Source organism: Rhodococcus sp. IEGM 1330, from assembly GCF_033142445.1.
Lineage (GTDB): Bacteria > Actinomycetota > Actinomycetes > Mycobacteriales > Mycobacteriaceae > Rhodococcoides.
Map to the genome: position 1 here is coordinate 1 of NZ_JAWLSB010000005.1, position 23335 is coordinate 23335.

Below are 23335 nucleotides of genomic sequence, written 5' to 3' on the forward strand. Positions count from 1 at the left end.
CCCCACAATTACGAACAGTCACTGAACGCGCCCACCATGGCCGCGTAACCACTGTCCACTTTCCGGGGTGAACCTCAGTCGACAAATGCCTGCATCAACTCGTCATCGGAGAAGGGGACCGTCATGTGCTTTTGCTCTGGCTCACCGGACAATATTCGCATACACGGAGGCGAGTTGTACTCAGTAGCGGTGAACGGGAGTGTGGGCCAATTGCAACTTTGTCTTGAATCGACTCTTGCGGTTTTGACTCCAGAGGCTTGATTTTTCGCAGCGGTGCCCCAGAAATGGTCGTTTCTAGGCCACCGATCTGTGAGACAGGGAAGCGGCGGCCCGATCACGAGCCGTCCAGCCTGCGCGGTCGGTAGCCATTCAAGCGGGTTGGCCCGAACACGTGGAACGCGGTCTTCTTCTTGATCAGAAAACCCCGGAGCGGGTCTATCGACGCTGGTGCGAGGTACTGGGCCACCACAAGCGGTATCCGAGCACCCGTATGCTCGCCGACGCCATCGAAGCGGTGGGAGGTACCTGAACTTGCCAGATACGACCGGCATCTCGATCCGGCCGATGAACAGCCGGTGTTGACTCCGATCGACCGATGTGGCCACACCCCGCTGACCATGACCCCGCTCACCGCGCGGGCGATAGCAGACATCGTTCGAACGCACGTGGACGGGCGTTCGCTTACCCACCAACGTCCCCTAGTGCGGACACCGACCCACAATCGCACTTCACGCTAGAGCCTGCGTCGACCGTCGAACTAGCCTGGCGCTTTCATGCCGGTAAGGCTTCACGGCGCGTCCGATTCGAGGAATGGTGCTCCGAACTGGGAGAATTCGACTTATCACAGTTGAAAAACACCCAGATTGAGAGGCACCATTCTGATTCAGTCTACGTCGTCGTACCCCGCCCTGTCCGTCGATGCCACCGGAACCGGGGTCGTGTCGAACGCCGGTGCGGTGACGCTATTGCGAACCGCGGATGTCACCGGACTCACCGCAGCCCTCGCTGTGAGATCAGCCAGTTCCGATTCTGCTGCGTGAGACCGGCGGCTTGAAGACGAGCGCAGCGAGTGCAGCCACGGGCACTCCGACAGCGCATATTCCTGCGATCAGAAGAAAGTTGTTGCCGCTATGAACGACTGCCGCTGCTGCGGACGTACCTGCGATGGCCCCTATCGACATGAACAGACCACTCAACCCGAACGCTGGGCCACGCAGACCATCGGCGACGACTGCAGTGACCTCAGAATCTATCGACGGCTCCACGAGCGCCTCACCGAGCGAGAACAGCGCCACCATCACCACGACGGCGGCTACGGCACCCGATTGACCCACGGCGATTCCCACCGCCATCACGACCAGGCCAGCCACGACAACCAGCATCGGCGGAACCCGTGCCACTCGAGTTGATACGAACAACTGCCAGATCACGACGAAGACGGCATTGAGGAAGAAGAGAATCCCGACAAATGCCCCACCCGTTCGCTCCGTCACCATCAGCGGAATCGAGTACTCGATCTGGATGTAGACGAGCCCGAAACACAGCATGCCGATCAACGGTGCCCATAGCCTTCTGGTGGTCAACAGCTCAGTATATCCAGCAATGTTGATACGAGACCGCTCTGTACGCGAATATGGCCGGAGCGAGCGCAGACTCAAAACGACTGCCGTCACCGCAATGGCCGCCGCAATGAAAACGATCCGAACGTCGACCAGCAATGCCGCGGTTCCCAAAAGAGGGCCAGCCGCGTTGCCTACGTTGTTAAGCATACTTCTCAACGGATAGAGCTCTCGCGGTGACAATTCTGTGACCGCAGCGCTCGCTAGATAGACTTTCGAGGACGGAATGTACAGGGCACCGCCGAGTCCGAGTAGTGCAGCAGCAACAGCGGCGGCGACAAGTCCACCGCTGAACGCGAACAGCGTGTATGCGACGACGCGGAGTGCTAGGCCCAACCTGCACCCCAGCGGTGCTCCCCAGCGGTCGGCCACGATGCCACCAACCGTCGCGAGCCCTTGCTGGCTCCAGAATCGGATGGCGATGACGGCGGCTATCCCCCCTGCCGACACACCCTGCTCCTCACTCAGATACACGGCGAGATAGGGAAGAACCAGGTTCGAGCTCAGTGCAACTACGAGGGTGCTGATCATCAGCACCCTCAAATCCGCGATTTTCCAAGCCGCTCTGATGACGCCGAGCATCAGCCGACGACCTGGTAGCCCTGCGCGAACCATGAGAGGCATTCGTCGAGCCTCGCCGTCACCTCGGCGCGGTTGTCACCGAGCACAACAAATGACGCTACGGCCTCGACACTTGTTCCAGCAGCGGCTATTACATCGTCGACCGAAACGTGGACGTCGCAGGATACTATCGAGCGAGTCGGACTGGGATCGGTCGGAACGGTCACCACTGTGCCTTTGGCCGGAGGAACTGTCGTCCAACCCCCGAGCTGGGATGGTGCCGCGGGAAAGGTCAGCTGCTCACCTGCAAGAGCCCGGATGTACATCTCGACAAGATCCAACGGGTACGCGGCAGTGAGAGTCGGACCTACCTGAGCCCCGCCGAGGCGGCTGCCGACCTCGTTCAGCAGGTAACCGCCTTCGTATTTGAAGACCTCCGCATGGAACATGTGAACGTCGGGCGATGGCAGTGCCTTCAGAGATCGACGAACCAGGGACACGACCGGCTCCCAATCGTGGTCCTCGCGATCCAGCATGGCACTGACCAGCGGCTCCCCCGCGAGATGCGACAGGCATCCGTCGCCGACGTGCACCGACGGCCAGATCACGCGCGCCTCTCCGTCGACGACGAGGCCGTCGATGTGAAACAGTTCGTGCTCGATGAACCGTTCGGCGATCATCCACCCCGGGTCGTCCGAGGACAGTTCGCTGGTCCTCGAGGCGACGGCGACCAATTCTTCGTGCGATCCAATAATCTCGACTCCGGCCGACCCTCCTCCGGACCGGGGCTTCAGAACCACTGCGGGACCGGCATTTTCGTAGAACCTAAGCAGATCCACCACCGAGCTGACAGCTGTGTAGTCAGCCACGGGAACGCCTGCATCACGTAGCAGGGTCTTCATCAACACCTTGTCTCGGTAGGCGTTCGCACTATTGACGGACTGGCCCTCGACGCCGAGGACCTCACGCACGTGCGCAGTCCGAAGCAGGTCGTACTCGGCAATGCCCACGACCCGATCGAACCGTGTCACTCGTCCGAGTCGAAGGCACTCGCTGATGACTCTGGCGTTGTTGTCGAAGTCGGGAATGACGACAACGTTGTGGTACTTCACGAGCTCGTCGAGTCCGGCTTCGTCGACCACTTTTTTCGGGCACAGCAGCGTGACCTTCGCGCGGTCGACGAGCCAGTCGGCGTAGTGTCTCAGCTTCAATGGATGCCGGTTGACCACCAGCCAATGCTCAGTCATACGAACCACCCCATCGGCAGGTCGATGCCGTGGCCGGCGTCCGAACCGAGTCGAAGCTCGGCGTCGACCACCTCGGCACCACCGGTGAACCCAGGCTCGCCGAGCACGGTGTACGGATAGTAAAAATCGCAACCCTCCACAATATTGTCGAGCGTCGAGAAGGTTGCGGCTGACGCCGACATGCCGAGTCGCGATTCGTTCATCGCTCCTGCATAGATGGACATACCGAGCCGGGCGGCAAGTGTTCCGGCCTCGATCAACCGCGAGCTCGATCCGAAACGGCCGAGTTTGAGCGCGATGATGTCGGCGAGGCCATCCTCGCCGACCCTGCGCACGTCGTCCTCGCCGCCGATACTTTCGTCGAGCGCGATACGAGACTCGAACCACGCCCGCGTCGACCGCATTCGACCCCACTGCCCGGCTGGATAAGGTTGTTCGACGAAGTCGACGTCACAGGTCTGCAGAACTGGCGATAGTTCCCTCAACCCAGCTTCGGTTGCCGAACCGTTGAAGTCAACTCGAATGGCCGCCTTCGGAGCCGCGTGGCGAAGTGCCGAGATGCGGGCGCCGTCGAGCTCGGGGTGAGAGCCCGCCTTCAACTTGAAGATCCGATAGCCTTCGCCGATTCGCGTTTCTGCAATGGATCGCACGGCATCCGGTTCTGCCTCGGAGATTGAATAGCTCAAGGCCCACGACGCGTCCGAGCCACCGAGAAGTCGGTAGGTCGGGACGCCGAGAATGCGCGCGTTGACGTCGGCAAGCGCCATGTCCACCGCGGACCTCGGATGTGCAGGTAGGTGAGGATATCGATCGAGAGCCCGCGCTATCTCGTGCGTACGTGAGACATCGAGTCCGGTGATCTCCGGACCAATGATCTCGTCGACGACGACCTTCGACGCGTTCGCAGTGAGTCCGGTGAAAATCGCCCACGACGATGCTTCCCCGAAACCCACATGACCTGACTCCGTTTCGACTCGTACGAACAGGATGTCCTGCGTCCCGGCGACTGGACGGCCGCGTCGAAATTGGGTTTCCTGCAAGATTACCGAGCGCACCGCAGTGGAGACCGCTGTAATCCTCATTACTCGGACCTCATTCGCACAGCGACCGACTTCTGCATGTGTCGGATTCGGTGTTCGACCTCGGCCTCGTCGGCTCCACGAACCACAAAGCTGCAGATGCTGCCACCGGCGCGTCCGATCGGAGACACCACTTGTCCGCTGCGAGCACCGATCCTGCTCCGCACAATCCAATCCTCGGGAACTTCTGCGGTGTCGACCGCGTCGAATATTCCTGGCGGAGCATAAAACAGGACAAAGCCATGACACCCCGGCTCCACCGATTCGTTCCTCGAAGTGAGCGGCACACCCATCTCGAGGTCGATCATCGAGCCCATGAGGTTGTATCCGGTGTGTGCGGTCACGGTCTCGACGATGGAACCCCCTCCGGCCCGACATGCGATCTCATTGAACACCAGGCCGTCATCGACAACGAATGCCTCGAGATGGACCACGGCATGGTCTATCTCGAACCCGAGAACCACCGAGTCCAGCATCGACAGCGCGTCAGACCGCAACCGTGGATCCTCCGACACCACCGAACCGAGCGGCCGTCCATCGGTGTGGGACAGAGTGCTGTCCAGATAGCGCGAGACGACGCTGACCACGACCCGCCCGTGCTGAACGGCGGCATCAACGTGAATCATGGCACCTTCGATGAATTCTTCCGCCTGATGATTCTCGATGTCGGCGGGAAGAAGGGCCAGGTCGTCCGGTCCGTCGAGAATGTGAACGCCTGCCGAGCCAGCCCCGTCGCGGGGTTTGACAACCACCTTGCCATGGCGGGCGAGCAAAGGTGCGACCTCGCTCCGCAGATCTACCGGTACGGAATCAGCACACCGAAGACCTGCCTTGCGGGCGAAGCTCTTCATGACATCCTTGTCGCGAAAACGCTGCACCCACTCTTCCCGATGCCCGGCGATGCCCTCACTCGCTCGTACCCGTGCGCCGCAGAGTTGAAGGTTCTCCGGAAACACCACGATGGCATCCAAGCCCGACGTCTGCGAGATGGATTTCAGGATGGACTCCGTAGCGGCGTCGTCGTCGATGGAGAAGCCCAGGATCGAGACGAACTGGGAGGCAGGCGTGCTCGCCACCTTTGCCACATCCGTCAACAGATGAACGTCGTGCCCAGATGGGTCTAGCCACCCCAATCCGTCCCCTCGGTCGAACCGCGAAACGCCCCCACGATCAACGACTGCGACTCTCATTTCCACACACTCCTTCTGATCGATGCACTCTCACTCTCGCTGCAATCCCACGTCGGCGACTCACGTCAAAGACAACAGCTGCTGGGACAATCGACCTGCGTCCGGCAGCTCGTATCTGTCTCTGATGTACGAGAGCCCGTCGAGAAACTCCTGCGCCTCCGAATGCACGGTTTCCTCGTAACCGGCCGACAGGACCGGTACGTTCCCGGTACGGCCCCACAGAAGCCGACCGTCGGGAGCAATCTGGCTGGTGGTGTCTCCGCGATTGTCCGGGTGCAGGCAATACGGAACGTCCAGATAGCCTTTTGCGAAACCGGCAGTGAGGCATCCGGCGATCGAATCGGCCTCTGCCAGCACGCGATCGATGATCAGCCGCGCCTCGGACTCGACGGATGGATGGAGGAGATCGAGCTTCTCTGACAGTTCGCGAGCGGCCCGCTCCTGACCGGTCACCTGATCGATCGTCGTTCTCGCCTCGAACAAAGCATCCACGTTTTCCTCAATGGTGGGGATCCCCCGCGCCTCCGCTCTGGTTTTGACGATATAGCGCTGAGCACCACCAATTCCCGCCAACACGGCTCCGGTCATATTCAGTGCCGACGCACCCCCCGGCGTACGCGGAAACAAGCCCATGTAGCAGTAGAGCACTGTGTGCCATCGAGTATCGGCTGACAAGTAATGAGCGGCAAGCGCGTTCAACGCACGCAGTGCCTCCAGGTCTTGGCCGACGTCCGTCTGTTGGGCGTAGCTCAGCGACAAATCTCGTATCCCCGCATCTTCGAGGAACAACGCCTCCAGAACACTGATGGCCAGCAACATCGGTGGCGGACACAGTTGACCCAACATGCAGCCACCGAACGTCTCGACGTGTCCGTACTCGCCATCGACGGAACGGGCTAGGGTCTGCACCGCCTCCTGCCACGCCGGGATGGTCTCACGCAGTTTCCTTCGCCCGTACGGAAGCGCATAGGAAACCGGTCCTCCTTCGGTGATCGCCAGACCGGTCTCGTGCAGGTGCTCGAAGAGCTTTCGCGGATCCGGCGTGCCGTGCCGCAATTGAATGTCGAGTCCCGCCGATCGGAATGCGCCGACCATCTCGCGAGTCTCGTCGGCCGGAATTGCGAGTAGCGGGTAACCGTTGAGCTCTTCTCCTCGCGTATAGGCCAATCGTGCCCGTTTCGCGTTACCGACTCTGGTGAAGCTGTCAACCGTGATGGTTCCGACGCTGCCGGAGACGGTGGAGACTTCGGACAGCCCCCGCGCCATCGCCGGCAGGGACGAAAATCCCATTCGGGGCTGGACCAGGGAGGTGTATTTCAACGTGCGCTCCCGCACGCGCGCAGAAAAGCCCGACTGCATCATCGTCCCCCTCCCGCCGACGCGAGGTGGGCAAGCCCTGCACGTTCGAGCTCCGAACGCACCTTGCCCACCGTGAGATCGGCCCCCTCGAACACCTCCGTGTACCCCATCGACAACAACGCAGACCGGCGACTGCTCCTGAGCTCGTGCGAGACACCGAGGATGCCTCCGATCAGGACCGGAACGTGCGGATCGCACACCTCACGAAGCGCATTCAGAACGTCGGCGGCTTCGAACTCTCCATGGCCGTTGATGGTGCTCACCAAAACGACGTCCGGCGCGAATTCCTCCGCACCAACTACGATTTCGTCGAGCTGCGATGCAGGACCCACTATTCGGCACGACATTCCCGCGTCTCGAACTACCAGCGAGAGGAAAACGAGGTTCCACGAATGTACGTCCGACGGGGTCGTGACGATGAGCACGCGCCGCGAGACCGGGTGCGTAGTGGTGACCCCGGCAACTAAGTCTCGCTCGAGTTCCGTCATTCAGGAAACTCGATCTCGATGTGCAGCGCGCGCCCGAGCCGAGTGAGCCCGGAGAAGTCGCGCACGAGCAGCTCGTTGCCGGGATAGTTCTTCATTTCTGCCACGATCGCGTCCGCGTCCTCGAATCCCGCATGGGACAGCACGATCGGCCACACCGAGTAATCGGTCTCGGCAAAAGCGCGGAGCGCGCGAGGAAGCGCGGTGACGAACCAGCGCCGCTGCTGCTCCGACATAGCGCCGTAGGCCGCCTTCGCGATCTCGATCAGCACGGCACCGTGAGCGGACTCGTCGCGGGCGTGCAACCTCGTCACCAGGCTGTGGTACGGCTGGATGTCCTGGTCGTTCGACAACAACTCCAGGTAAGCGTTGATGCTGATCTCGGACACTACTGTCCACGCGAAGTCGAGGATCTCGTTCTCGTCTTCGCCACTGCTCGCCGCTCTGGCCTCGACCAACCGTCGGTAGGTCACAGCATCCGGGTACGTCGGCATCGTATCCATGCCTCGAAGCTCCCCGGTCTTGCGCATCGCCAGGATATGCATGTAGGTATGCCAGGTCTCGTCAACGTGTGCCTGCTGCGCGGCCTCGCGCAGCGCTGCTCCACTCAAACCGAACAATGTTCCGTGTGCGATCCGCTGGAACGTCGGATTTGCGACTTCTTCCTCCGCGGTGATGACGCGCTGGTTGTAGACCAACCAGGCGGCTGTCAGCACTTTCTGGCGTTGTTCCGCGCCCGCGTCGATCCACGAAGGGTGATTTGCGAACGGGAGAAAATGTTCGGGATAGTCAGGCACGCTCGGGTCGAAAAATTCATCGTCCGTGTGGAGGCGGCCGATGTCGGAGGCGAGCGTGGACCTCTTGGGCCAGGCCGCGTTCAGTCGCTTAAGTACTGAGAAGTCGACTTCGGTTGCGTCCTCTACTGCGATTTCGGACATAACCTGGAGTTCAGACATAACTGGTCTCCTTGATGAGAGATAGGACTATGTTGAGCGCATCGGAGAGCTCGTCCAGGGGCGTCGTCAGAGGCGGCATGATCTTGACGACGTCGGAGTCGGCCCCACTGGTCTCGAGCAGAATCCCTGCCTCGAAAGCGCGCTGCACAATTTGGCCGGCGACCGCCCCGTTGCTGAAATGAACCCCTCGAAGCGCGCCTCGACCTCGGGGAGTGGCGCCGGGTATGTGGCCGACCTCTGCGGAAAACGTCTCGAGGCCCGTGACGACGTTGTCGATGCCGTTGAGAAACTCCCGGTCACTCCAGAGGCCCAATGCGGCAGTACCGGCAACGAACGACAAATTCTGTCCACGGAAGGTACCGGCGTGAGATCCTCGCGGCAACACGTCCAAAGGACGCTTCAACAGCACCAGGGCCATCGGAAGTCCGAGACCACCGACGGACTTGGCGAGACAGACGATGTCCGGCTCGATACCCGCATCTTCGAACGAAAAGAAGCTCCCGGTGCGGCCGCACCCGGCTTGAATGTCGTCGACGATCAACAAGATGTCGTGTCGAGCGGCGATATCTGCCACACCGCGCAGCCACGCCGTACTTGCGGTGGCTACCCCGCCTTCTCCTTGAATCGTCTCCAAAATGAACGCCGCGGGCTTGTCTACGCCCGTAGCACTCTCGGTCGCAACCATCTCGACGTAACCCAGCGACTCGGACAATGAGTCGAGCGCTCCGTCGTATGGCAGAAACACGGCACCCGGCAGCGTCACACCTGCCGCAGAGCGCTTCTTGCGGTTACTCGATACCGCCAGTGCACCCAACGATCCGCCGTGAAATCCTCCGGTGAAGGCGGCCACCGTGGACCGTCCCGTCGCCACGCGAGCGATCTTGAGGGCGGCCTCGACGCAATTGGACCCAGTGGGACCGGCGAACTGAATCTTGTAGTCGATATTCCGGGGTGCGAATACGGTGTCCCTGAATGTTCGAATAAACTCGGTCTTCGCTTCGGTATGTAGGTCCAAGGACTGGACTGGACCGTCGCCAGCTAAATAGTCGATGACCGCAGCCTTGATGATCGGATGGTTGTGGCCGTAGTTGAGGCTTCCGGCGGCGGACATCAGGTCCAGATACCTACGCCCGTCGACGTCGGTCAGCGAGCTGCCGCGCGCCGCGCGAAACTCCACCGGAAATTGCCGACAGTACGTCCGGACGTCGGACTCGATCTGCTCGTAGATCTCCGGAGCGCTCACCTATGAAGTCTCCCGTCGACTGCTTTGTCGCGAATATTCCACAACGATCGGCGGATGTATGTTCGCTGGAGCCACCTGTCCGTTCCGTCGAATCGGGCGGGGAACGGATCGCGGGCATGAACGCCCTTGCGGTTGTTGATGAGAAGGGCGTCACCTGGCGTGAGCTCCACCCGTGCGCCGATGCTTCCGCTGCGGCACAACTCCTGGACGGAATCGAGTGCGCGCTGGGCTGTCTCGTCGATTCCGATGACACCGTTCGCTGCGAGAAATATCTCCGGCGACTCGGGTGGTCCGACGATCAGCGGCATCGGTAGCGACCAGACAGCCTGGTTGTTGGCGTACATCTTTGTGTATCCGCCCGGAGCATTGAGCTTGAACCGCGGATCCCGAAGTGTCGCAACCGTTTCGGGAGGAAGAAACTCGATGATCTCGGATGCGGCGCAATAATAGGTGCCTGCTGCGCCTCCCGGTGCGCCCCTCAAGCAGTACAGGACAAGGAAGTCCGGATTGCTTACATCATAGCGATCGTTTTCGTCGTAGACGATGTCGTTATGGAAATTGAGGAACACCTTCGATGCCTGACTGGTCTGAGTGTCGGCACCACCCTTGGTGGTCGCAATGTCATGAATTATTCTGCCGTTCTTTTCGGTCCTGAACGACACCGGTTCGCCGAGCAGCGTCGACAGGGCCAACAGGACACCCTCAGATATAAACGTCTGCTTCTCCTTGGCTGCGCCGCCATCGGTCGGAGTGTCGGGTAGCGCACGATCCGTCGGCAGGTTCTGCAACAGCATCACCGGGGGCGCTGACACGTGTCGACCGAAGTCAAGAATTTGTTGAAGCGTCTCGGTGGGCAGTATCGAAAGTGCCTGTAAGCCATGAGCGGTCGAGCGGTCGACGTCCGTGGTCGGGTCTTTTTGTCCGATCAGAAGATCGAATGCACGGTCCCTGGTCTCATCGTCCAAACGAACAGCGGGTAAGCCAGAAATAGCGGTTGTCATACATCCCCCTCAAGAATTGTTGATCAGTCGGGCAAATCGCCCGAGTCCCTCTTCCATCTCGGTTTTCGACAACGCATACGAAATCCGCAAATATCCGGGCGTACCAAAAGCTTCACCAGGAACCAACCCGATCAGCGCCTCAGAAAGCGCCACCTCGGCGAGTGTCACCGACGAATCGATAATTCGCCCTCCGATTGATCTGCCAAACAGTGCCTTCACGTTCGGGTAAAGATAAAAAGCTCCGCCGGGCTTTCCGCACACGACCCCGTCGATATCTCCCAACAATTGGTGACCGCGCTCTCGGCGTGAAACAAATGCATCGCGCATCCGGTCCACAGCGGACTGTTCTCCGGTCAGAGCCGCAATTGCAGCGTCCTGAGCGACGTTATTGACGTTGGACGTAGTGTGTGAGATCAGAGTCGCCGCCGCCTGCGCGAACTCTCGTGGGGCGGTCAGCCAACCCACACGCCATCCTGTCATTGAATAGCTCTTCGAGACACCGTCGATCAGAACCAAGCGATCGACAAGACCGGGACACACTCCGGCAATACTGACGAAAGGATTCTCGTAGGTGAAATCTTGATAAATCTCGTCCGACACAACCCAGAGACGGTTGTTGACGGCCCAATTACCAATCTCTTCCAACTCCAGCGCAGAATGAACTGAGCCAGTTGGGTTTCCGGGTGAAACCACGACGATGGCTATGGTTCGACTAGAACGCTTCTCCTCGAGAGCCTCGACCGTAGCGAGGAAGCCAGTTGCTTCCGTCGTCTGCACGATGACAGGAACACCTCCAGCAAGCCGAACGCTCTCCGGATACGTGGTCCAGTAAGGCGCGACGATTATAACTTCGTCGCCCGCATCGAGCAATGTCATGAAAGCAGTTGCAATCGCATGCTTTCCGCCGTTGGTGATGACTACCTCGTCGGCTACCGTCGTTCGTCCGGACGTACGAACCGTCCGTTCGGCGACCGCTTGCCGCAGGACTTGCTTGCCTCCTGCTGGCGAGTATCGGTGGTTTGTGTCGTCTATGCAGCTACGACGCGCGGCATCGAGAATGTGAGTCGCAGGCGGCAAGTCTGGTTCACCGACGCCAAAACTGATAACATTTTTACCTTCGGCGCGTAAAGCCTTTACTTTTGCATCGATTGCAAGCGTTGCAGACGGTGCCATAGCGCCAACTCGCCCACTGAGTTCACCCATAAAAACCCCCGGATTATGTAACTCGGACTCACTTCGCAAAGCTGTGCCCGTTTCAGCGCACTCTCTTAATCGGTCCATAGTGACCGTAGCAAACTTTATGACCGGACGCGCCGGACGGTCGTGTGTTGCACCCCCTCCGTGTCACGAGGTCACTGTCAGCGAGCCGGCGCGCCCATCGGTGTTCACGTGGACCGATGTAACCACAATGAGTCAGTCAATCTGGTTTCGACAACTGCTGGAATCTCTTGCACAAGAGGCTGCCTCAGAGACGTCCTGTGACCCACAAGCGACCCATCAAAGCATGAGACGATTTTCTGGGCCACATCATGATTCGGTGCCGAAATGGGACAACACCACCCCGTTCAAGCACTTGAAATGGCTACCTTCGGTTGCCCGACTCTTGCGGGACCGCTCGCTGCCCCGATGGATCGCTGCCCCGGAAACGTATCGGTGGCCGACATGAAGTTCTCCTCGTCGCCCGCGCCTGCATCGAAAATGCCCGCACAATTTCTGTGAACATCGTCACATCAATATATACCGATGCGTCTCATACAGTAAATTCCCGATACATCGATGCGAGAAAGGTACTGACATGACAGAGAAAACCGCCGGCACCCCTGCCGGCCTCATTGCACTCGCGATCGGCGGATTCGGAATCGGTCTGACAGAGTTCGGCATAGTCGGGCTGCTCCCGGAGATCTCGAGGGATCTCGACATCAGCGAATCCACAGCCGGATACGCCGTATCCGGCTATGCGCTGAGCGTCGCCCTCGGCGCGATCGCACTGACAGCGTTCCTGTCCCGCTTCAAGAAGAAGCCGGCGCTGGTCGGGCTCATGGTCCTGTTCATCATCGGAAACATGATCTCAGCGCTAGCAACGGATTTCACGGTCCTCATGGTCGGTCGCGTCATCGCCGCCCTGTGCCACGGCGCATTCTTCGGTGTCGGTGCAGTGGTCGCCGCTGGCCTGGTCGTAGAGAGCCGACGCGCCGGAGCCATCGCCCTGATGTTCGCCGGGCTGACCGTCGCAAATGTCGCCGGTATTCCGCTCGGCACGTTACTGGGACAACAACTGGGCTGGCGGTCCACGTTCTGGGCCATCACCATCATCGGGGTGCTTGCATTGGTCGGTATGCAGCTGCTCGTCGAGGTAAAGAACGATCAGCCCTCGTCAGGCATTCGATCCGAGATGCAGGTCTTCCGCCGCTGGCCCGCCCTCGCATCCGCACTGGTCAGCGTGCTCACGTTCGGTTCGATGGTCGGCGCGTACACCTACATCGCGTTCACACTCACGGAAGTGACCGGGTTCGCCGAGTCCACGGTACCGCTGATTCTTCTACTGTTCGGCGTCGGCACCTTCCTCGGAAACCTGCTCGGGGGGCGCCTCGCGGACCGGTCACTGGACAAGTCCCTGGCACTGCTGATCTTGATCATGTCCGTAGTCCTTGCGGTGTTCGCTCTCGGAGCTGGCAATAAGGCATTCGCTCTTGTCGCGATGTTTGTTCTCGGGACTGTCGGCTTCGCAACTGCACCCGGCCTACAGCTACGCGTCATGCGGCACGCCGAGGACGTTCCCACGATGGCGTCCGGTCTCAATATCGCGGCACTGAACGTCGGAAACGCCATCGGTGCGTGGCTCGGAGGACTCACCATCGCGCTGGGACTCGGATACGTCTCGCCACTCTGGGTCGGCGCGGCACTGGGACTCGCCGCACTTCTTGTTCTCGGGTTGACCGTACTCACCGGCACATCCGGCACCTCGAAACGCACAGGACCGGCGGCTGCACCCGACCTCGCGAAACAAGCACGCGCGTCCTCCTGAGCCCGAGCCGAACGGCTCGAGCCCGCACATCCACCAGCTCGGCGAGATCTCCAGCAAGGCCTGCTTCAGACGCTGCACCGCGGCGGCACCACGTCGCACAAACCATGTTCGAGAAGATCACCTAGGGGGACAAGTGCCGCAGACCGCCGAACGCACGCGTACTCGTGCGCAGAGAAATGACACCACACCGGTGTCGGTAGAGGCCAGCTCCGTCAGTATCGTCGGGGCGTTTCCGGGACTCGGTAGCCGAGCCGCCTACCGTGACCTCAGGGCACACGACCTGGTCGCGGCGTCTCACCGGATATCGGAGACCTATCGGAAAGCGGCGTCCGGTGTGATCGGGTATTCATCGGTCGATTCATTCGATCTCACGGCAACCCAGCTGCCTGCGGACGACGTCGAGCGTCAAGCAGCCATCGCTGTCGGCGTACTCGTACACAGCATTGCGCTCGCCGACCGTTTCGACATGCTCGGTGGCCTCGACCGGTTCGACGTGCTGGGGTATACCGGAGAGAGTTTCGGAATGCTCGCATCGGCAGTAGCAGCGGGGAGCCTGTCCATCGACGATGCGGCGGCCGTAGCACAGATATTCGCTCCGCTCATGCTGTCGGTCGCAGGCGCACACGGCCAGGGGCCTGTCGCTCTGAAGGCGCGCGAATACACCGATAGTTTGCAGATCGGGAGGCCCGCCGTAGACGCCGAGCTGCACGTGATCGGTATCGAAGGAAAGCCACATCGAGTACAGCAGCTCGTTGCGGACCTCGTTCAGCGCCACCCCGACAGCATCGAAGTGCACAAGCGTTACTCCCCACGGCAAGTGAACATCTACGTTCATCCGCGCCATCTCGGCGACGTCGTCGACCTGGTGCGTGAACACCCGGATGTCTCCGGCACGGAACTAAAGCCACCGACTCGGTTCATCGCGCATTCGTGGCGGATGTCGCCGGCAAAGCAGGCGCTGGGAGCCTTTATCGCCGATTCCGGTATCTCGTTTGCAGATCCGCTAATACCCGTGATCGCGAACCACCGCAGCGGAATGATCGGCACTGCGGACGAGATGCGGCAGGCCATTCTCGCCATGACCGATCTGCCGATGAACTCTGCAGAGACGGCACGTGCGGTCGACCGACTTCACCCCGATTTGGTCATCGAGTTCGGGCCTGGCCGCAAATCCCTGGAGATGCTCCATGCCAACCACGTGAGCGCAACTGGAGTCTCGGTTGCTGATCCCGCCCAAGTCGATGCGTTCGTACACGCTGCCGACAGAATTCAACAGATTCGCACCGTCGCTCAGGACATTGTCACAGTTCCGTATCAAACAGATTCGAACCTTCCACACGACGTGATCCGTACGGCGCTCCGCCCGGACACCACCCAGGTACCGACCGTGGTCGGCGTGTTGGAGAGATTGACACGACCCACCAGCAGGAACTCACTCTATCTGTATGGAGGAGAACAACCACCCGCAGCGCTGTCGAGCTTCATAGATGTGCTGCGGGCAACTGTCGCGCATCGCGACGACATCGATGAAGGCGACCTGGTCATATCTTCGCGTGTGAAGAAGCAGAAGGGCGAGAGTCCATCGCTTGCGTACGTAGAGCTGTACGTCCAGAGCAGGTCGGGGCGATATCGCACCATCCCGCTCGACAACCCAAGCAGGAGCGAGACCGTAGTCGTCCACTTCGAGCTACCCAGTAGGACCCACATACGGGAGGCGACTCGACTAGGCCGCGAGATCGCCGCGTCTCATCCCCTCGCAGAAACACTCAGAGAAGCACTGATCAGCGGATCGAACGGCCCGCAACTTTCTTTCGATGTTCCCGTCAACCTGGAGGAGGCCGTCGCCCGGGCCGACGCAGTGGACGTCCTCGTGCAGCAGTTGGCGACCTACGAACTGATGACCAAGCATCGTCGTGCCATCTTCGATCAGAACCACGTGTTCTTGGGGCACGGCGACCTATTTGGGTGGCTCGCCTCATTGGTCGCAGCCGGCGCGCTCCAGCCCCACACCGTGGTTCCACTTGCCGCTGCGGCGCTGAAAGACGATGCCGCAGCGCATGGCTCGGACCACTTGCGCGTCATCGAGTCTGTACTGACCGACTCCGAGCAACCTCTGGTGGGGCCGGACGGATCGCTAGTGTCGGCTCGGGCAGACCTGCTGACTATCACAGAGAGCTACATTCACTCTGCGGGTCCGAGGGACGACCGCGCTTCGAGGCCGATCAGGGTTGGCGCATCAGTGACTGTGATAACCCTCTGCCCAAGCACCGATCTCGGTCACCTCGACACCGCGCCATATCCTCTGCGCACCATTGTCATCAGCGATATCGACCAGATCTGGGTGCCAGGACTCAATGCCGCCCTCGACGATCTGGAGAGGGCCAGCTTGCTCGCCCACTCCGCCGAACGCTCACTGGCAATCGACTACGCACGCAGTCGCAACTTGATCGCCAGCACTGTCCTTGCCTACGTCGAACCCGGCGAGCAACTACTCGGGTTCGGTGCGGGCGGCAGCGAGTCGATGACCCTCTTCTTCAACCGATATCCAGATCTTCCCGGGCGAACAGTGCGCAAGGTACTCAGCGAGGCGCTTACCTCGGCGAACTGGGATCCGAACGGCAAAGGAGTGATGCTGCCACCATTCACCAAAGCGCGAGAGCAAGCCGAGTACCTGATGAAGCTCCCCGAGGACGTCGCCCCGTACTTCCCCCGTGTCCACAACATGGTCGAGATGGGCGACGAACCAACTCACACTGATACCAGCCGGAAGCCACACGAGGTCATCTATGAGATGAGCTACGTACCGGGGACTGAGATCGGCGAGTACATCCGCCAAAGCACGCCCGCTCCGGCCGTCGTCGCCCGCATCTACCGGGAAATTGGGGTGTTCCTTCGTGACAAGGTCCACACTGCTCGCCGACGCAGCACTCCCGACGACGTGCTCGAGATCCAGTACTTCAAGAAGATCGAAGACCGATTGGCCCTGTGCCGTAAGACCGCACCCGCGACCTTCAGCAACACTCTGCTCGATTCCCCCACCATCGAAATCAACGGACACTCGTACCGTAACTACAATGAGATACTCAAGATTCTGCGCGAGCGCGTCGATTACCGCCACGTGCTGCGAGCCCCACATCTCAGCCTCGTCATGGGGGACACGAACACCGAGAACATCAAAGCGGTCAACCTCCGACCGTTGATGCTCGCCGACCGGCTCATTCGTCGGGGTGCGGATTCTGGAACAATTTCCGCCGCACTCGACTCGATCACCGCAAAGTCCCTCGACCTGAGGTTCCTTGATCCGCGGGCGATCGGATACCGCAGCGCGGGTGCCTCCACAGTCGACGACCCCATGTACGACAACAAGCCCTGGCACAACTCCCTCGGACACTACGACGAGATCCACGCCGAGATGTTCGACATCGACTACCGGGTGCGGGCAGACGGCGTGCCCGTCCTCGATATCACCTTCACCAGCGACAATCCTTATGCACAGGCCTACCGAGTCGAAGACCTTGCCGAACGCAACGAGGACCCGCGGTCTGTGCCGGTGTCCGGAATCGAACGCTACTTCGCGGACGAAGCCCAGCGTATCCACGGGGCCACCAACGACGACCCATTCTGGATCCAACGGTTCGTGTTCACTATGGGCACCCATTTCACCGCTATGCCTCCCTTTCACTTCACCTCGGAGGTGGACGGTTCGATCATCGATACGCCCGCAGTGCAACGTCGTCCGCTGGCCATCTACGCCGAAGGCATCAAGTGGCTCAACTGGGCCGTCGACATTCTGGAGGGAACCAGATCACAATTTCTCGGCATCGACGCACCCGTCCATCCGATGCCGCGCACCGAGACAGTGTCGACACTGACCGGAACCGCTCAGTGATGTCGGGTCACATGGTGTCACCTCCCGTCAACGGTCTCGACGATCTAGGAATGGAGAGCCGATTGCTGGGGACCCCATGGAGCCGAATCGTCCGCGGAATAGGGCTCGGCCAGAATCCGGCCGGATACAGCGAAACTGCAGCCCATCGCATCCGAACATCGTTCTCTGCACTCATCGATCAGACCGAAGGGAGCAATCAGCAGCTCCTGTTGGCGTCACGGATCGCGGAATTGGCACTTCGGGTAAGCGACCCCACCAATCCCGCCCCGAGCACCGAAGTGCGTGTACTGACCCGGTCCGCTGTTGCGGCTGCCGACTCGATCTCGAATCCGTACTTCTCCGTCAACGGATACTGCAACATCATCGACGCTTTAGCCAAACTCGGGCAGGACCCATCCCACCTTGTCGACAACGGAGTTAACCTACGATACAAGGCATTAGCCGCGATCGACCGCATCGAACCCGACCGCATCGACGACGAGAACCGCGGCGCCCACGGAGACTACGAAAAAGTCTCGGCGTGGTCAGCGATCTTTTTCGCGTTCGCGGCCATGGGTATGGGCGAGTCACTGCAGACGGCCGAACGTGACTGCATCGGCGAGGCCCTGGAATCTCTCGAACGCGTCCCCTCACCGTTCTTCCGAGGACGAGGCGGATCGACCATGATCACATCGATCATCACGCTCGGACACGGCGACCGCCTCAAAGCCGCCAAGACGCTTCCCAAGCTCCTGAACTACCTCGACGGGGCCGCCGAACTCCGCTTTCCGCCTTCGTTCCCGAGCCCGATGTCCGATAGTTTCGTACGCGCATACCCACTACTCACCACCCTCATCAGCGTCAGCGCATCCGGAGAGCGAGACCTCCTCACACTCGGCCAGAACCGAATCCAGCAAGCATCCCGGCTGATCGAGCAGATGACCGGATCTGAACGTACGCACATGACCCTCTACTATGTCTTGGCGCTGTCCAATCTCGGTCTCCTCGACTCCGAGATTCCTGATGCGGCGGGGTTTGTGAGACGGACATTCGACGAGTGGCTCCAGATCGACCCCGGTTCCGATTACTTCCTGCACGGAATCGCTTACGCGTACCTCGCGCAACTGGCGTACTTCTGTGGCGAGTCGCATCTGATCACCGATGATTTTCTCTCTCGGATGACCGGGGCGTTTCATACAATGGAGGACTCGCCGGACGCCCGTGCCAACCGGCCGTACCCGTTCGCATACACACTGAATGTGCTTTCGGAGCTCGGGATCGACTCAACGCTCTACACACCGCACCCGGCCTACGGCGGCGACACCGCCTTCGACTGGTTCGTGGCCAGGCTCAGTCCGAGGGGCCAACTCGAACAACCCCGGTTATACATGGTCGGAAACGCACTGCTCAACTGGGCACTTCGCCTTCGGCCCCCACACGCACCGACCCCGGGGACACTCGGCCTGTTCGAGCAGCGTTGGACCGACCGATCAGATCACCTTCACTAGTGCGCGGGCAATCGCCAGTAGTACGGTACAGTCGGCGGTAACATAGTTACATCCCTATATGTAGGTGTAGTGCGAGGTGGGTGTAGCGCGAGGATGCAACTACGAAGGAATCGAGGTGACGTGCGGAACGCGGCGGACGAAATCGACGTCTTCAAAGCGCTGTCCAACCCTGCGCGTCTGAAGATTCTGCAGTGGCTGAGGGACCCTCGCGGCAACTTCCCTATCGAACGAGGGATCGCGGATCCCGAAGACGTGGGCGTGTGCGTTTCTCAGATCACCGAAAAAGTGGGCGTCGCACAATCAACCGTGTCCACGCACATGCGTGAGCTCGAACGCGCCGGTCTTGTGAAATCTACGAGGGTCGGGAAGTGGACTCACTACATGCGTGACGAGGACAGGATCAAAGAGATGCTATCGGTCCTCGATCGCTCGTTGTAATTCCCCGCCCAGATGTCGGCTTGGCCTGGCGCTTTCATGCCGGTAAGGCTTCACGGCGCGTCCGATTCGAGGAATGGTGCTCCGAACTGGGAGGATTCGACTTATCGCAGTTGAAAAACACCCAGATTGAGAGGCACCATTCTGGTGAGTCAGTCTACGTCGTCGTAACCCGCCCTGTCCGTCGATGCCACCGGAACCGGGGTCGTGTCGAACGGCGGTGCGGTGACGTATTGCGAACCGTGGATGTCACCGGACTCACCGCAGCCCTCTCACGGAGCCTGTCGTCGTGGCGTAAACCGTTGGCGCAGTTCGATCCCGGCAAGATCATCGTCGACCTCGCAGTGTCACTTGCGCTCGGTGGAGACTGCCTCGCCGATATCGCGACCCTCCGTGAGCATGCCGGTGTATTCGGCAAAGTCCCCTCCGACCCGACCGTCTCCCGGCAGATCACCACCTTGGCCACCGATGCGCCCGCAGTCCTAACCGCCATCGACACCGCCCGAGCCTCGGCCCGCGCCGCGGCATGGAAACATGCCGGCAAGAACGCCCCCGATCACGACATCACCGCCCAGCATCCGATCGTCATCGACCTCGATGCCGCCCTCGTCACCGCGCACTCCGACAAAGAACTCGCTGCCCCAACGTACAAGCGTGGCTTCGGCTTTCACCCGTTGATGGCGTTCGTCGACCACGGACACGTGGGTACCGGCGAGCCCCTCGCCGCGCTACTGCGGGCAGGAAACGCTGGCTCGAACACCGCCGCCGACCACATCGACGTCACCCGAAAGGCGCTCGCGCAGCTGCCGTTCACCACCGGTGGCCGCCCCGGCAAGAAAGTGCTGGTGCGCACCGACGGTGCCGGAGCCAGTCACGCCTTCCTGTCGTGGCTGCACAACAAACGGGTTTCCTATTCGATCGGGTTCGGGCTCACCGACGCCATGGTCAGCGCGCTGCGTGAGGTCCCCGAGAGTGCGTGGTCGGCCGCGATCGACGCTGACGAAAAGGTCCGCGACAGTGCCTGGGTCATCGAGGTCACCGGCGTGCTCGACCTCTCGACGTGGCCGCCGGGTATGCGGGTGGTCATCAGAAAGGAGCGTCCGCATCCAGGTGCACAACTGCGTTTCACCGATGCCGACGGCCTGCGGCTCACTGCATTCGCCACGAACACCGACCGTGGTCAAGTTCAAGATCTCGAATTGCGGCATCGGCGCCGTGCCCGCTGCGAAGACCGCATTAGAAACTCGAATGCCACTGGCCTCGAGAACTTTCCGCTGTACAGCTTAGACCAGAACCGCATCCGGCTGGCGATCGTCGAACTCGCACTCGAACTCACCGCATGGACGCAGATGCTCGGTTTCACCGACCACGACGCGCGCCGGTGGGAACCGAAACGGCTACGTCTGCGAATCTTTTCGGTCGCCGGACGCATCGCCACCCACGCACGCCGCACCCATCTACGGTTGTCGAAGGACGCCTCGTGGTCGGCCCTGATCGTCACTGCACTGACCAGGTTGGCGGCGCTACCCGCGCCCGCCTGACCACCGACCCTTACCCACACGATACGAAGGACACCCTCTCGGACAGTGGAGCCGAGCGCCCACCCGATCGACATCGGCCGCCACACCGCGCCCGATCTACGTGAGCGCCGTCGAAATCCACCATTTCGTACCGATCAGGCCACCACGTCAGCAGGAAGAAAGATCGAGGCTAGACCCCCGGCTACTACGAACGCGGAACACGCGCTCGCAGAAACGCTCATGATCTTCTCGGTTACGTCGATCCCGCCCTCGCCGACGTCGAAAACCGTGCAGACAAATTACTGGAGGAACTTCTCGCGTTCATCGAGTCCGAGATGCCGGTTCGTTGACCCCGACAGTAAGGGCCTTTGAGTGCTCCCTCAAACTCCGAACACCTCGGCTGCGCGTACTCACTCCGTCAGCTGTAGGCGTGTCCGTCCAAATATCGGTCTGAGACTTATTCCAACGCCAGGTGAACACTGACAGCGTCCGGGTCTAGCCGGATGCGTGTCGACACCTGGTCCAGCGCCCACCGATCGAGGTCGAGGATCCAGAGTTCGTCGATCGAGAGCTTGTACAGCCGTAGAGGCGCATCTCCCTGAAGTTGCTCAGGTGTGAGCCCAATCTGGCTACCCTCTGTGGCGTTGGGGAACATCTGCTGATAGAAGTCCGGTGCCTTTGCGTGAAGCTCGTCTCCATCGAGAGCCGTACATGCTCCAGCTACCTGAACTCCATCGAGGCCGTTCGGGCTCCCCGGCAAGGTCGAGATCGTCGCTGCGGCTTGCCCAGTCTCTGCAATGTCGCGCGAGTGTCGGGCTGCGATGTGCGAGCCAACGACGACGCTGAGCGGCAAAGAGAACCACGCGTACTGGAGTTGGGCTACCCAAGGTCGGCCGACTGTATCGGCCGTTGCAAGGCTCAGGTAGCCCGCCTCGCGAATGATTCGTGCAGCGCGCTGCGTAGCTGTATTTTCGGGAGTTCCGGTGCGATGATCAGGCATTGCGCTCGCCGAGGCGCATGGGTAGCCGGAGCAGGTCGTTGCCGATGAACGTGGGACCTGCCGACGCATCTATGTCGCCGGCGGTGCTCGCGTGTGGGAAGGCATGGAAGAATTCGCTGACGGCGATTTCTGCTTCGAGTATGGCAAGTTGAGATCCTGGACAGCGATGCGCGCCGAGGCCGAAAGCCAGATGTTGCCGGTGTTCGCGGTCGATATCGAACCGTTCGGGTTCCGAGTTGGTGTCGGGGTCTCTGCCGTGTCCGCCGTAATTGAGCAAGATCGGCTCGCCAGCTTTGATGATGGTGTTCATGCCGAGATCGATATCCTCCAGTGCCCATCGCATGGGCAGATTCATCACCGGGCAATCCTTCCTCAGTGATTCTTCGATGATGTTGCGTGAGTTGTTACTTCGGTCCGCCGCAATGCGCCGCAGTTGTGAATGTTCGGATACGTCGGCGAGTGCGTGGTCAATGAGATTGATGGTTGTCTGGCTACCGCCGCCGATCATGAGTAGCAGCGTTGCGACGAGTTCGTCCTCGCTGAGTGGGTCGTGTTCTTTGTCGCTTTCGGCGATGAGAACGCTCGTGAGATCGTCCCCGGGGTGAGAGCGTTTGGTGGCGATAAGTGTGCGCATGGCCGTGTGAAGGTCGAGATGAACTTGATCTGCTTCCTGCGGGCTCAGATCAGTCCGGGCGACAAGGCGGAAGACCCGGAGGACTTCGGGGCGCTGATCGTGGGGGAGTCCGAGTAAGTCGCAGATGACGAGAGTGGGAATCTGGTACGAGTACTCTGCGTGGACATCGATGACGACGTCGGGGTCATTGTCCGCGAGTCCGTGCAGAAGCTCTCGACTGATACGTTCGATCGCCGGCCTGAGCTGTTGAACTTTGCGATTTGTGAGGGACGGGACGACTACGCGGCGCAGCCGGGAGTGCTCGTCACCATCCTTTGTGGTCATGTTCTGCAGATCCGCCCACGGGGCAAGCCACGGCACTTCGCCGGGGATATAGGACGGCACTGCCTTGTTCACATCTCGTGACACATGGGGATGGGTGAGTAGTTGAGCCACGATGTCGCCGCGGACGACCGACCACGCTGTCATCCCGTCCGGTAGGGATACGGGTACGGCAGGCCCAATTTTGCGGAGTTCATCGATCTTTGCGTACATGCATCGACCTGCTTGGTTGGGCATCGTTGTGACGGGGTCGGTGTGGAACGGAATCGGCATGTGGAGTTCTT

General features: G+C 60.5%; 15 protein-coding genes and 1 pseudogene. 5 read left to right on the forward strand and 11 right to left on the reverse strand.

All coding sequences use genetic code 11. The annotated features are described in order from the left end of the window. Positions 1–1013: 1013 nt before the first annotated feature. From R4P57_RS13020 to R4P57_RS13065, 10 genes are all read right to left on the reverse strand, one after another. Positions 1014–2243 carry an MFS transporter gene (locus R4P57_RS13020; RefSeq protein ID WP_317803258.1) on the reverse strand — a complete coding sequence of 410 codons (1230 nt, stop codon included), beginning with the start codon at positions 2241–2243 and terminating at the stop codon, positions 1014–1016. Continuing rightward, positions 2201–3427 carry a hypothetical protein gene (locus R4P57_RS13025; RefSeq protein ID WP_317803259.1) on the reverse strand — a complete coding sequence of 409 codons (1227 nt, stop codon included), beginning with the start codon at positions 3425–3427 and terminating at the stop codon, positions 2201–2203. The genes R4P57_RS13020 and R4P57_RS13025 overlap by 43 nt, the downstream gene beginning before the upstream one ends. Further along, complete coding sequence (locus tag R4P57_RS13030) at positions 3424–4509, reverse strand: mandelate racemase/muconate lactonizing enzyme family protein (RefSeq protein WP_317803260.1); 1086 nt, start codon at positions 4507–4509, stop codon at positions 3424–3426. The genes R4P57_RS13025 and R4P57_RS13030 overlap by 4 nt, the downstream gene beginning before the upstream one ends. Then, positions 4509–5591, reverse strand: coding sequence for an acetyl-CoA carboxylase biotin carboxylase subunit family protein (locus tag R4P57_RS13035; RefSeq protein ID WP_317803640.1), 1083 nt, complete (start codon positions 5589–5591; stop codon positions 4509–4511). Before R4P57_RS13035 ends, R4P57_RS13030 begins: the two co-directional genes overlap by 1 nt. Positions 5592–5756: 165 nt before the next feature. Further along, positions 5757–7058: a methylaspartate mutase gene (locus tag R4P57_RS13040; protein ID WP_317803261.1), complete on the reverse strand. Its 1302-nt coding sequence runs from the start codon at positions 7056–7058 to the stop codon at positions 5757–5759. Continuing rightward, complete coding sequence (locus tag R4P57_RS13045) at positions 7055–7543, reverse strand: cobalamin B12-binding domain-containing protein (protein ID WP_317803262.1); 489 nt, start codon at positions 7541–7543, stop codon at positions 7055–7057. Before R4P57_RS13045 ends, R4P57_RS13040 begins: the two co-directional genes overlap by 4 nt. Next, positions 7540–8496 carry a diiron oxygenase gene (locus R4P57_RS13050; RefSeq protein WP_317803263.1) on the reverse strand — a complete coding sequence of 319 codons (957 nt, stop codon included), beginning with the start codon at positions 8494–8496 and terminating at the stop codon, positions 7540–7542. Before R4P57_RS13050 ends, R4P57_RS13045 begins: the two co-directional genes overlap by 4 nt. Further along, a complete protein-coding gene (locus tag R4P57_RS13055) occupies positions 8489–9739 on the reverse strand; it encodes a diaminobutyrate--2-oxoglutarate transaminase (RefSeq protein WP_317803264.1) in 1251 nt (416 codons plus the stop codon). Before R4P57_RS13055 ends, R4P57_RS13050 begins: the two co-directional genes overlap by 8 nt. After that, on the reverse strand, positions 9736–10551 hold the full coding sequence (locus R4P57_RS13060) for a TauD/TfdA family dioxygenase (RefSeq protein ID WP_317803265.1): 816 nt from the start codon (positions 10549–10551) through the stop codon (positions 9736–9738). The genes R4P57_RS13055 and R4P57_RS13060 overlap by 4 nt, the downstream gene beginning before the upstream one ends. Before the next feature lie 198 nt (positions 10552–10749). After that, the gene (locus R4P57_RS13065) at positions 10750–11913 is read right to left on the reverse strand and encodes a pyridoxal phosphate-dependent aminotransferase (protein WP_317803266.1); all 1164 of its coding nucleotides are present in this window, start codon (positions 11911–11913) and stop codon (positions 10750–10752) included. Positions 11914–12535: 622 nt separating this feature from the next. Here R4P57_RS13065 and R4P57_RS13070 point away from each other — a divergent pair. The 5 genes and pseudogenes from R4P57_RS13070 (at position 12536) to R4P57_RS13090 (ending at position 21117) form a co-directional block, all read left to right on the forward strand. After that, on the forward strand, positions 12536–13765 hold the full coding sequence (locus R4P57_RS13070; RefSeq protein WP_317803267.1) for an MFS transporter: 1230 nt from the start codon (positions 12536–12538) through the stop codon (positions 13763–13765). A gap of 133 nt (positions 13766–13898) precedes the next feature. Then, the gene (locus R4P57_RS13075) at positions 13899–17654 is read left to right on the forward strand and encodes a hypothetical protein (protein ID WP_317803268.1); all 3756 of its coding nucleotides are present in this window, start codon (positions 13899–13901) and stop codon (positions 17652–17654) included. A gap of 11 nt (positions 17655–17665) precedes the next feature. Continuing rightward, positions 17666–19141: a hypothetical protein gene (locus R4P57_RS13080; RefSeq protein WP_317803269.1), complete on the forward strand. Its 1476-nt coding sequence runs from the start codon at positions 17666–17668 to the stop codon at positions 19139–19141. 120 nt (positions 19142–19261) lie between these two features. Further along, entirely contained in the window at positions 19262–19579 is a 318-nt protein-coding gene (locus R4P57_RS13085; RefSeq protein ID WP_317803270.1) for a metalloregulator ArsR/SmtB family transcription factor, read from the forward strand. Positions 19580–19753: 174 nt separating this feature from the next. Next, positions 19754–21117, forward strand: a pseudogene (locus R4P57_RS13090) (IS1380 family transposase). A 971-nt stretch (positions 21118–22088) separates the two neighbouring features. On the opposite strand, the gene R4P57_RS13095 reads toward R4P57_RS13090, so the two are convergent. Beyond that, positions 22089–23324, reverse strand: coding sequence for a cytochrome P450 (locus tag R4P57_RS13095; protein WP_317803271.1), 1236 nt, complete (start codon positions 23322–23324; stop codon positions 22089–22091). Positions 23325–23335: the final 11 nt, after the last annotated feature.

What these genes read in the sequence shown, in the direction of transcription:
- R4P57_RS13095 (WP_317803271.1), bottom strand. Translation starts at nt 23,324, where the DNA reads ATGCCGATTCCGTTCCACACCGACCCCGTCACAACGATGCCCAACCAA.
- R4P57_RS13065 (WP_317803266.1), bottom strand. Translation starts at nt 11,913, where the DNA reads ATGGCACCGTCTGCAACGCTTGCAATCGATGCAAAAGTAAAGGCTTTA.
- R4P57_RS13045 (WP_317803262.1), bottom strand. Translation starts at nt 7,543, where the DNA reads ATGACGGAACTCGAGCGAGACTTAGTTGCCGGGGTCACCACTACGCAC.
- R4P57_RS13070 (WP_317803267.1), top strand. Translation starts at nt 12,536, where the DNA reads ATGACAGAGAAAACCGCCGGCACCCCTGCCGGCCTCATTGCACTCGCG.
- R4P57_RS13040 (WP_317803261.1), bottom strand. Translation starts at nt 7,058, where the DNA reads ATGATGCAGTCGGGCTTTTCTGCGCGCGTGCGGGAGCGCACGTTGAAA.
- R4P57_RS13020 (WP_317803258.1), bottom strand. Translation starts at nt 2,243, where the DNA reads ATGCCTCTCATGGTTCGCGCAGGGCTACCAGGTCGTCGGCTGATGCTC.
- R4P57_RS13080 (WP_317803269.1), top strand. Translation starts at nt 17,666, where the DNA reads ATGGTGTCACCTCCCGTCAACGGTCTCGACGATCTAGGAATGGAGAGC.
- R4P57_RS13030 (WP_317803260.1), bottom strand. Translation starts at nt 4,509, where the DNA reads ATGAGGATTACAGCGGTCTCCACTGCGGTGCGCTCGGTAATCTTGCAG.
- R4P57_RS13050 (WP_317803263.1), bottom strand. Translation starts at nt 8,496, where the DNA reads ATGTCTGAACTCCAGGTTATGTCCGAAATCGCAGTAGAGGACGCAACC.
- R4P57_RS13025 (WP_317803259.1), bottom strand. Translation starts at nt 3,427, where the DNA reads ATGACTGAGCATTGGCTGGTGGTCAACCGGCATCCATTGAAGCTGAGA.